At 73.8% G+C, this 9,013-nt stretch carries 9 protein-coding genes; 1 reads left to right on the top strand and 8 read right to left on the bottom strand.

Annotation, left to right across the window (positions count from 1 at the left end):
• The 3 genes from IL992_RS45175 to IL992_RS45165 all read right to left on the bottom strand — a co-directional run.
• On the bottom strand, window positions 1-731 hold a 731-nt coding region (locus IL992_RS45175), incomplete at its 3' end, for an FAD-binding oxidoreductase (RefSeq protein ID WP_193209444.1).
• 37 nt (window positions 732-768) lie between these two features.
• Window positions 769-1,782 carry a zinc-dependent alcohol dehydrogenase gene (locus IL992_RS45170; RefSeq protein ID WP_193209443.1) on the bottom strand — a complete coding sequence of 338 codons (1,014 nt, stop codon included), beginning with the start codon at window positions 1,780-1,782 and terminating at the stop codon, window positions 769-771.
• Window positions 1,783-1,861: 79 nt separating this feature from the next.
• Window positions 1,862-2,746 carry an SMP-30/gluconolactonase/LRE family protein gene (locus IL992_RS45165; protein ID WP_193209442.1) on the bottom strand — a complete coding sequence of 295 codons (885 nt, stop codon included), beginning with the start codon at window positions 2,744-2,746 and terminating at the stop codon, window positions 1,862-1,864.
• 205 nt (window positions 2,747-2,951) lie between these two features.
• Here IL992_RS45165 and IL992_RS45160 point away from each other — a divergent pair, with 205 nt between their 5' ends.
• The gene (locus IL992_RS45160; RefSeq protein ID WP_193209441.1) at window positions 2,952-4,667 is read left to right on the top strand and encodes an IlvD/Edd family dehydratase; all 1,716 of its coding nucleotides are present in this window, start codon (window positions 2,952-2,954) and stop codon (window positions 4,665-4,667) included.
• A gap of 89 nt (window positions 4,668-4,756) precedes the next feature.
• Here IL992_RS45160 and IL992_RS45155 read toward each other — a convergent pair whose 3' ends face one another.
• The 5 genes from IL992_RS45155 to IL992_RS45135 all read right to left on the bottom strand — a co-directional run.
• Window positions 4,757-5,611, bottom strand: a complete 855-nt coding sequence (locus IL992_RS45155; protein ID WP_193209440.1) for an amidohydrolase family protein — start codon at window positions 5,609-5,611, stop codon at window positions 4,757-4,759.
• A gap of 44 nt (window positions 5,612-5,655) precedes the next feature.
• Entirely contained in the window at window positions 5,656-6,771 is a 1,116-nt protein-coding gene (larC, locus tag IL992_RS45150) for a nickel pincer cofactor biosynthesis protein LarC (protein ID WP_193209439.1), read from the bottom strand.
• 2 nt (window positions 6,772-6,773) lie between these two features.
• The gene (gene larB, locus IL992_RS45145; protein ID WP_193209438.1) at window positions 6,774-7,502 is read right to left on the bottom strand and encodes a nickel pincer cofactor biosynthesis protein LarB; all 729 of its coding nucleotides are present in this window, start codon (window positions 7,500-7,502) and stop codon (window positions 6,774-6,776) included.
• Window positions 7,503-7,565: 63 nt separating this feature from the next.
• A complete protein-coding gene (gene larA / locus IL992_RS45140) occupies window positions 7,566-8,822 on the bottom strand; it encodes a nickel-dependent lactate racemase (RefSeq protein WP_193209437.1) in 1,257 nt (418 codons plus the stop codon).
• The coding region (locus tag IL992_RS45135) for an aldo/keto reductase (protein ID WP_193209436.1) at window positions 8,812-9,013 on the bottom strand (202 nt) is incomplete at its 5' end. The genes IL992_RS45135 and larA, both read right to left, overlap by 11 nt.

Below are 9,013 nucleotides of genomic sequence, written 5' to 3'. Positions count from 1 at the left end.
TGGTCGAGGAAGCTGTTGAGGCCGTAGCCCATGGTGTTCTTGATGGCGAACTGCGCCTCGATCCGGCGCACCGACTCGGGATTGCCGCGGATCCGGTCGCGCAGCCGTTCCAGGCCCTGGGCCAGGGCGGGTTCCAGGGCGCGCAGCCGCGCGTCGGCGTCGGGCGCGCCGGTGTCGATCACGGTGCCGCTGGGCAGCACCACGACCATCGACTCCAGCGTCCGGTAGGTGTTGGCGTGGGTGCCGCAGGTCATGCCGCTGGAGTTGTCGGCCACCACCCCGCCGATCGTGCACGCCGACTCACTGGCAGGGTCGGGGCCCAGCCTGCGGCCGTAGGCGGCGAGCCGGGCGTTGACCTGCCGCAGCACCGCCCCCGGCTGCACCCGGACGCGGGAGCCGCCGTCGAGCACCTCGATGCCCCTGAAGTGCCTGCGGGTGTCGACGAGCAGGTGCTCGCTCACGCCCTGCCCGCTCAGGCTGGTGCCGCCGGAGCGGAAGGTCAGCGGCAGGCCGGCCCGCATCAGCGCCGCCACCTGCCCGGCGCTCTCCGGCACCAGCACCGCCTGCGGAGTCAGCAGATAATGCGAGGCGTCGTGCGCCCTACCCAGCCGGTCACTCACCCGCGCCCGGCTGATCCCCGGCACGGCGGCCTCCACCGCCGCGAGCACGGCGGGATCCGGCGGCGCCGGCCGTCGCGGTCCGGCCTGGGCTTCGGCATCAGTAAGGCTCATGATCTCAACGCTTCCGTCCGGAGGCGCCGGTGCGCCTCTATCGCCGGGGGTCGATGTGGATCTTCGGGCCCGGGCCCGCGCCGGCCGGGCGGCGCCCCGCCAGCACGCCGGCGGCGTCGTCCAGGCCGACGGTGGCGGCCACGAGCGGACGGGCGTCGACCGACCCGTCCGCGTACGCCTCGATGGTCCCGGCCAGACCGGCCGAACCGCTGAGCACGCCGACGGCGGTGACGTCCCTGAACACGAGGTCGCGAGTGTCGATGCGGCTGGGGGACCCCGCGAGACCGACATAGACTACCCGGCCCGCGGGCCTGACCAGGTCGAGCGCGAGCGCCGGGAGGTCCGCCGCGGTGGACGCGTCGACCACGGCGTCCCACGTGAGGGACGGAAGTGACGACCGGGTCCACACGCCCGCGAAGCCGAGGTCGCGGGCCAGCCGGAGCGTGGGCTCGTCGCGGCCCATCAGATGCACCTGCGCGCCTCGCGTCCGCGCGAGCAGCGCCACGAGCAGGCCGATCGTGCCCGTGCCCAGCACCAGCAGCCGATCGCCGGGCTCCAGGGCGGCGCAGCGCACCGCGCGCAGGGCGTTGCCGCCTGGCTCGATCAGCGCGCCCAGCGTCGCGTCGATCGTCTCGGGCAGCGCGTGCAGTGCCGTCGCCGGTACGGCGAGCCGTTCCGCCAGCGCCCCGGGGAAGCCCTTGCGGATGCCGATCTCGGCCCGGTCGGGGCACACGTGGTGCAGGCCGTCCCGGCAAAGGGGGCAGTGGCCGCAGCCCAGCATGGTGTCGGCGGTGACCCGGCGGCCCAGCCAGCCGGGGGCGACGCCCTCGCCGAGCGCCGTGACGACGCCGCACCACTCGTGACCGGGGCGCAGCGGATATCGCGCGTGACCGCTGTGCAGATAGCTCATCCCGCCGGTGAACAACTCCACGTCGGTGCCGCAGAGGCCGACCCGCTCGACGTCGACGACCACCTGCCCGGGCGCGGCGACCGGGGGCTCGACGTCCCTGACCTCGGCCCTGCCGGGGCCGGTGATGACCAGTGCCCGCACTACCGGGAGAAGGGGACGGGCGCGACGGCGCCGATGCGGGTGAGGGGCAAGGTCGTGTCTCCTCGACGGGGATCGGGGTTCATGATCGTGGCGGCACCCAGTAGGGCGTCGCCAGGCCGCGTACGCCCACTCGGGCGGTGAACAGGTGCCCCGACCCGGGATGTTCGGCCAGATCGACGCCCTCGGTGGACGTGGTGATGACGAGGACGTCGAGATCCGGACCGGCGAAGGCGGGACAGGTGACGTTGGGCGCGCCGACCTCGACCGTGGCGAGCAGGCGCCCGCCGGGATCGCGGCACTCCACCCGACCGCCACCGAAGATCGCGATCCACAGATTGCCCTCGGCGTCGGCGCACATCCCGTCGGGCATGCCGTCGGCGAGCCTGAACAGCTCCCGCCGCGGCCCGGTCCGCCCGGTGGCCGGGTCGTAGTCGCGCTCCCAGACCACGTGCGGCGTGCTGTCGATGCTGTAGAAGCGGTCGCCCGCGGGGCTCCAGGCCAGGCCGTTCGACAGGGTCAGGTCGTCGTCGAGGCGGACGCAGGTCGTGCCGTCGAGGCGGGCCAGCACCTCCTGGCCCTCCCGGTCGTCCAGCGCCATGCTGCCGATCAGGAAACGCCCGGCCGGGTCCACGGCCCCGTCGTTGAGCCTGCTCCGTACGCCGCGAGGCAGCACCCGGGCGAGCTCGGTGCGGCGGCCGGCGGTGTCGACCCGGGTGAGGACCTCGCGCTCGGCGACGACGAGCTCCCCGTCGGCGGAGACGGCGACCGCACAGACGGGGCCATCGAAGGTGTGCGCCGCGGTGGCGGTGACGGCGCCGGTCGCGGGGTCGAGCCGTCCCTCGTGCACCGCCCCCGCGTCGATGTCCACCCACAGCAGGCGCTGCCTGGCGGGATCCCACACGGGGCCCTCGCCGAGGACGTACACCTCGCCGGAGGCCTGGGCGGCGGTGAACTTCCTGGTCATGGGACCTCCTGTCCGGCGGCGATCACACCGATGGACGGCGGGCCGCCGGGAACCGCCCGCGGCGGAGCGAGCGGAAGCGCGGTCATGTTCCGGATACTAGAGCCGATTTCGGGCGGGAGAAAAGGTCCTCATCCGGATCTTCCGGGCGAGGTGAATGGTGGGTTAGCCTCGCACCGTCTCTGCCTTCCCGCAGATTGGGTGCCGAATGGGGACGAGCCGCAGCGCCGAGTGGTATGCCGGGACCGGCCGCAACGCGTACATCCACCGGGCGTGGATGAGACGCGGGCTGCCCTCCCACGCCTTCGACGGCCGTCCGCACATCGCGATCGCGAACACCGCGTCGGACCTGACCCCGTGCAACATGCACCTGGACGAGGTCGCCGAGCACGTCAAGCGCGGCGTCTGGGAGGCGGGCGGCGTCCCGCTGAACCTGCCGGTGGTGTCGCTGGGGGAGACGCAGGTGCGCCCCACGGCCATGCTGTGGCGCAACATGGCCGCGATGGCCACGGAGGAGCTGCTGCGGGCCAACCCGATCGACGGGGTCGTGCTGCTCGGCGGATGCGACAAGACGATCCCCGCCCTGCTGATGGCCGCCGCGTCCGTGGACCTGCCCGCGGTCGTCGTGCCGGGCGGGCCGATGCTCACCGGGCACTTCCGCGGCGTCCCGCTCGGCTGCGGCACCGACGTGTGGAAGCTCAGCGAGGAGGTCCGCGCCGGGACGCTCACCGAGGCGGAGTTCATGCGCTCGGAGTCGTCGATGATCCGCAGCAAGGGTCACTGCAACACCATGGGCACCGCCTCCACCATGGGACTGCTCGCCGAGGTCCTCGGCATGACGCTGCCGGGCGTCGCGGGCACCCCGGCGGCCGACAGCCGGCTGCTGGAGGCCGCGCACGCCACCGGGTCGCTCGCCGTCGAGATGGTCGCCGCGGACCGCCGGCCCAGCACGGTGCTCAGCCGCGGCTCCTTCCTCAACGCCATCGTCGCGCTCGCCGCGCTCGGCGGGTCCACGAACGCCGTCGTCCACCTGCTCGCCATCGCGGGGCGGCTGGGGGTGGAGCTCACCCAGGACGACTTCGATCGTACGGGGTCGGGCGTGCCGCTGCTCGTCGACCTGCTGCCCGCCGGGCGGTTCCTCATGGACGACCTTTATCGGGCGGGCGGCCTGCACGCCGTGCTGCGCGAGGTGCGCGACCTGCTCGACCCTCAGGCGATCACCGTGACGGGCCGTCCACTGGTGGACTACCTCGACCAGGCCCGCATCCACGACCCCGAGGTCATCCGCCCCCGCCAGACGCCCCTGCTGGAGGAGGCCGGGATCGCGGTGCTCCGCGGCAACCTCGCCCCCGACGGCGCGGTGATCAAACCGGCGGCGGCCTCCCCGGAGCTGCTGCGCCACCGCGGGCCCGCAGTCGTGTTCGACTCCGTCGAGGACCTGCACGCCCGGCTGGACGACCCGGACCTGGACGTCACCCCCGACTCGGTGCTCATCCTGCGCGGCTGCGGACCCAAGGGCTACCCCGGCATGCCGGAGGTCGCCAACATGCCGCTGCCCGCGAAGCTGCTCGCCCAGGGCGTACGGGACATGGTCCGCATCTGCGACGGGCGGATGAGCGGCACCGCCTACGGCACGGTCGTGCTGCACGTCGCGCCGGAAGCGGCCGCCGGCGGGCCGCTCGGCCTCGTCCGCACCGGCGACATCGTCGTCCTCGACGTCGAGAACCGCAGGCTCGACATCGAGGTCCCCGCCGAGGAACTTGCCGCCCGCGAGCCGTCGCCGGCCATGGTGCGAGCCTTCGCCGCCCCGCGCCGCGGCTGGGAGCGCCTGTACGTCGAGACGGTCGGCCAGGCGGACACCGGCGCCGACCTGGACTTCCTCACCGGCTCCAGCGGCCACCGGGTGTCGCGCGACTCCCATTAGGGTCCGGCTCGCCGAGTCGGCGGTCCGCCCCTCATCGGTGGCGGGCTCCATGTTTCATGGGATGACAAAGGCTCCGGCTCGCCGGGTGGTCACCCCTCCAGGTGGTAGACCCGCGTCGCCGTGTTCCGGAAGACGGCCTCGCGGTCGGCGGCCGGCAGCCCGGCATCCGCGAGCAGCGCCGAGACGGTCTCGGTCCAGAGGGGCAGGGAGCCTGCGAGGAGACAGACCGGCCAGTCCGAGCCGAACATGAGACGGCGGGGCCCGAACGCGTCGAGCGCCACGTCGACGTACGGGCGCAGCGCGGCGGCGTCCCAATCGTCCCACGCCGCCTCTGTGATCAGGCCGGAGAGTTTGGCCGTCACGTTGGGCTCCGCGGCGAGCTCGCGGATGAGGCCCGCCCAGGGTTCGAGCTCTCCGGAGGCGATCGGCGGTTTCGCCAGGTGGTCCAGGACGAAGGTCAGTTCGGGCACGGCGCGTACGGTCTCGATCGCGGTGGGCAGCTGGTGCGGCAGGACGAGCAGGTCGTAGGCGAGCCCGGCCGCCGCCACCTGCCGCAGCCCCCGGCGTACGTCGTCGCGGGCCAGCCAGCGCGGGTCGGACTCACCCTGCACCAAGTGGCGGATTCCGCGTAACAGCTCACCACCGGGCGAGGCGGCCAGGGCGGCGAGCTCGTCGGCGAGATCGGGCCGGGTCAGGTCGGCCCATCCCACCACCGCGGCGACGGTCTCCGACCGCGCCGCCAGCGCGAGGAACTCGCGCGTCTCCTCGGCGTCGGCGAGCACCTGCACGAGCACGGAGCGGCCTATGCCCGTTCCGGCCGCGGCCGAGGCGTAGTCGCGGAGGGTGAAGTCGCGGTGGACGGGAGCCATCTCCGGGGGGTTCAACCATGTCTGCGGGCGGCGGGACAGGTCCCACAGGTGGTGGTGGGCGTCGACGCGGGTCACGGTCGGAGTCGCAGGGGGAGTCGTGGGGGGAGTCAGAGCGGAAGTCACAGCGCGTCGAAAGCCTCTCGTGCCAGTTCTCTCAGCGGTCTGCCGGTGGCCTCGGCCAGCGCGGCCAGGTCGTCGTATTCGGGTTTGACCCCCCACGGCCCGTGCTTCATCCTGACGTCCCGGCCGTGCAGGCGTACGGTCTCGAAGTGCCGGGGGAGGGCGATCTTCTCCACCACGCCGCGCCGCAGACCCAGGCTCCCCGTCTCGGCGAGAACCAGGTTCTGCAGGTCGTCGGCCAGCTCGGGGGGCGTGAGGACGTGCAGGACGTGCGCGGGCCGGCCCTTCTTCATGACGGCGGGTGTGATCCAGGCGTCCGCCGCGCCCGCCGCGAGGGCACGGTCGATGACGTGCCCGAGGACCTCCCCGGTCACGTCGTCGAGGTTCGTCGACAGGACGATCTGCCTACCAGCCTCGGCCACGGGGTCTCCGATCATGGCCACGGTCACGTTGGGCCGGTCGGGCAGCACGCGGCCGCCCGCGCCGTACCCCGTGGCGCGCAGGGCCATCTCCGGAGCCGGGCCGTACGTCGTGCCCGCGGCGCGCAGCAGGGCCGCCCCGGTCGGCGTGACCGCCTCTCCCGCCTCCCCGCCCCGCACCCGTGCTCCGGTCAGCAGGGCGAGCGTGGCGGGGGCAGGGACAGGCAGCACGCCGTGGCGAGTGTGCACCGTGCCGCTGCCGAGCGGCAGCGGCGCTGAGTGCACGCGCGTCACCCGGAGGTCGCGCAGCGCCGCCGCGCATCCGACGACGTCGATCAGCGTGTCGTGCCCGCCGAGCTCGTGCAGGTGGACGTCGGCGGCCGGCACGCCGTGCAGCGCGCCCTCCACCTCGGCGATCGCGGTCAGCGCCGCCTCCGCCACGGTCAGGCCGGTCCGGGCCGCCATTGCGATCAGGTTCGCGGCCGGGCGCTCGGTGGCGTCGTCGTCGACCTCGATCCGCACGCGGGTGGCGGTCAGCGCTCCGGTGCGCACCCGCTCGGCGTCGAGCCGCCAGCCGGTGAGCCCGGTCGCGGCGACCGCCTGCCGCACGGCGTCGAGCGAGGCGCCGGCGTCGAGCAGCGCGCCGAGCAGCATGTCGCCGGCGAGTCCGGTGAACGGATTGAGGTAGAGGATCATCGTCATCTCCCTGCCGTCGTGTCCACCGCCGACGGGCCCTCCTCGCCCGCCGGCGCCGTCCCCGCCCGGGACGCCCTCCGCGTGAGGCGGTAGGCCGCGAGGGCGGCGCCGAAGCCGGAGTCGATGTTCACCACGGTCAGCCCGGCGGCGCAGGAGGTCAGCATGGCCAGCAGCGCCGTGACGCCTTCCAGCGCGGCGCCGTATCCGGTGGAGGTGGGCACCGCGATCACCGGCGTCTCGACGAGACCGCCGACGACGCTGGCCAGGGCGCCCTCCATGCCGGCGACGACGATCACACTGTCGGCCGCGCGCAGGTCATCGGTGGCGGCGAGCACGCGGTGCAGCCCGGCCACCCCGACGTCCCTGACCATGGTGGTCCGCAGGCCGAGCGCGGAGGCGACGGCCGCCGCCTCCGCCGCGACGGGACCGTCGGCGGTGCCGGCCGTGACCACGGCGACCGTGTGCTCGATCTTCCGCGCCTCGCGCCAGACCAGCAGCCGGGCGTCCGGGTCGTACGCGCCGCCGGACACGAGCGCGCGCACCGCGGCGGCCGTGCCGGGTTCGATCCGTGTCACCAGGACCGGCCCGGTGTTCCGGCCGAGCAGAGCGGTGACGATCCCGGCGATCTCGCTCGCCTGTTTGCCCGGGCCGTAGACGATCTCGGGCAGCCCCTGGCGCGCCTCGCGGCCGAGGTCCACGCGGGCGTAACCGAGGTCGAGTGCCTCGTTCATGCGGGTACGACGTACGCGAGTGCGGACAGCAGCGGCGGGTGGGTCGGGGGACAGCGGAGCACGTCACTCTCCCGCGAGGTAGGGAATGGTCATGGGGCCCTCCGGCAGGACGCAGACCCGCCCTGGCAGTGCGCGCACGGTGGCGGCGATGTCGCCGGTCTGCTCCAGGTGGGCGGCGGCGAGGTCGGTGTCGCTCAGGTGCGAGGTGTGCATGATCACGCGGGCGTGCCGCTGGACGCGGGCCTGGATCTGGACCTGCCACTGGTCGGGCACCGTCTCGGTGCGGTGGGTGATCTCCTCGAACAGCGCGTCCGGGGAGGCCGCGGAGGTGAGTACGTCCCGGTAGGAGCCGTGGTCGGGGAAGCCGTCCCGGCACTCGGCGGCGCAGACGATGGTCCCGCCGGGCCTGACGACCTGGGCGGCGGCGCTCATCCCCTTGACGGACTGGTAGAGGTTCTGGTCGAGCGGGAAGCCCGCGTTCGTCGTCACCACCACGTCGAACAGCTCGCGAACCGGGCGCATCGCGGCGGCGCGGGCGGCGGCAGCGGCGGCGGCGTGCATCGGCAGCAAATCGCCGCCGAACGCCCGGACGATCTTCTGTTCGCGGTTGAGCACGACGTCGAGGGCGAAGGTGACACCGGTCGCGGCGGCGATGGCGCGGACGTCGTCGTGCACCGGGTTGCCCTCGATGACTCCCCAGGTGGCCCGGGGGTCGCCGATGCGGGCCGCGTCGTGCAGTGTGAGCACGGTCTCCAGGGCGGCGAGCCCGGGCGCGACCAGCTTCGGGCCGCCGGAGAACCCGGCGAAGAAGTGCGGCTCGACGAACCCCGTCGTGATCCGCACGTCGGCGTCGGTCCACTCCCGGTTCAGCCAGACCGGTACGTCCTTGCCGTGGCGGCCCATCCACCTCAGGGACGACGCGTCGCGTGCGTCGTGGTTGACGATCCGTACGGCGTCCACGACCTGGTCGCCGAACATCGCGCGCAGTTCGGTGTCGGTGTTGCCGCGGTGGGTGCCGGTGGCCACCAGGATCACGATGTCGCCAGTGTCGACGAGCCCGTCCAGCTCGGCCAGGATCGCCGGGATCATCAGGTGCCGGGGCTGTGGCCGGGTTCCGTCACAGGCGGAGATCGCCACCGTCTGCCCGGGCCGCACCCGCTCACGCAGCGGCGGGCCCGCGACCGGCTCGCGCAGGGCTCGGCGCAGCTCGGCCGCCTCGTCCGCCACCGCGGGCCGGGCGACCGGCGTGATCACCGTGGTCCGGTCGTCCGGCAGGTCCACCGCGAGGCCGCGGGTGCCGTAGGCCAGGTCAACCCGCATGATCCAGGTCCTCCCACAGCGCGTCCGGCATGTCCGCCGCCGCCAGCTCCAGGTCCTCGGTGATCTCCTCCGCGCTGCGTGCGCCGATGAGGACGGTGGTGACGGCGGGGTGGCGGTGGGGGAAGCGCAGGGCCGCGGCGGGCAGCGGGACGCCGTGGGAGGCGCAGATGCGTCCCAGCTCGCGCGCCCGT

Source organism: Microbispora sitophila, assembly GCF_014892245.1.
GTDB lineage: Bacteria > Actinomycetota > Actinomycetes > Streptosporangiales > Streptosporangiaceae > Microbispora > Microbispora siamensis.
The sequence above is the reverse complement of the archived record's forward strand: the minus strand, read 5'-3'. Positions and strand labels throughout refer to the sequence as shown.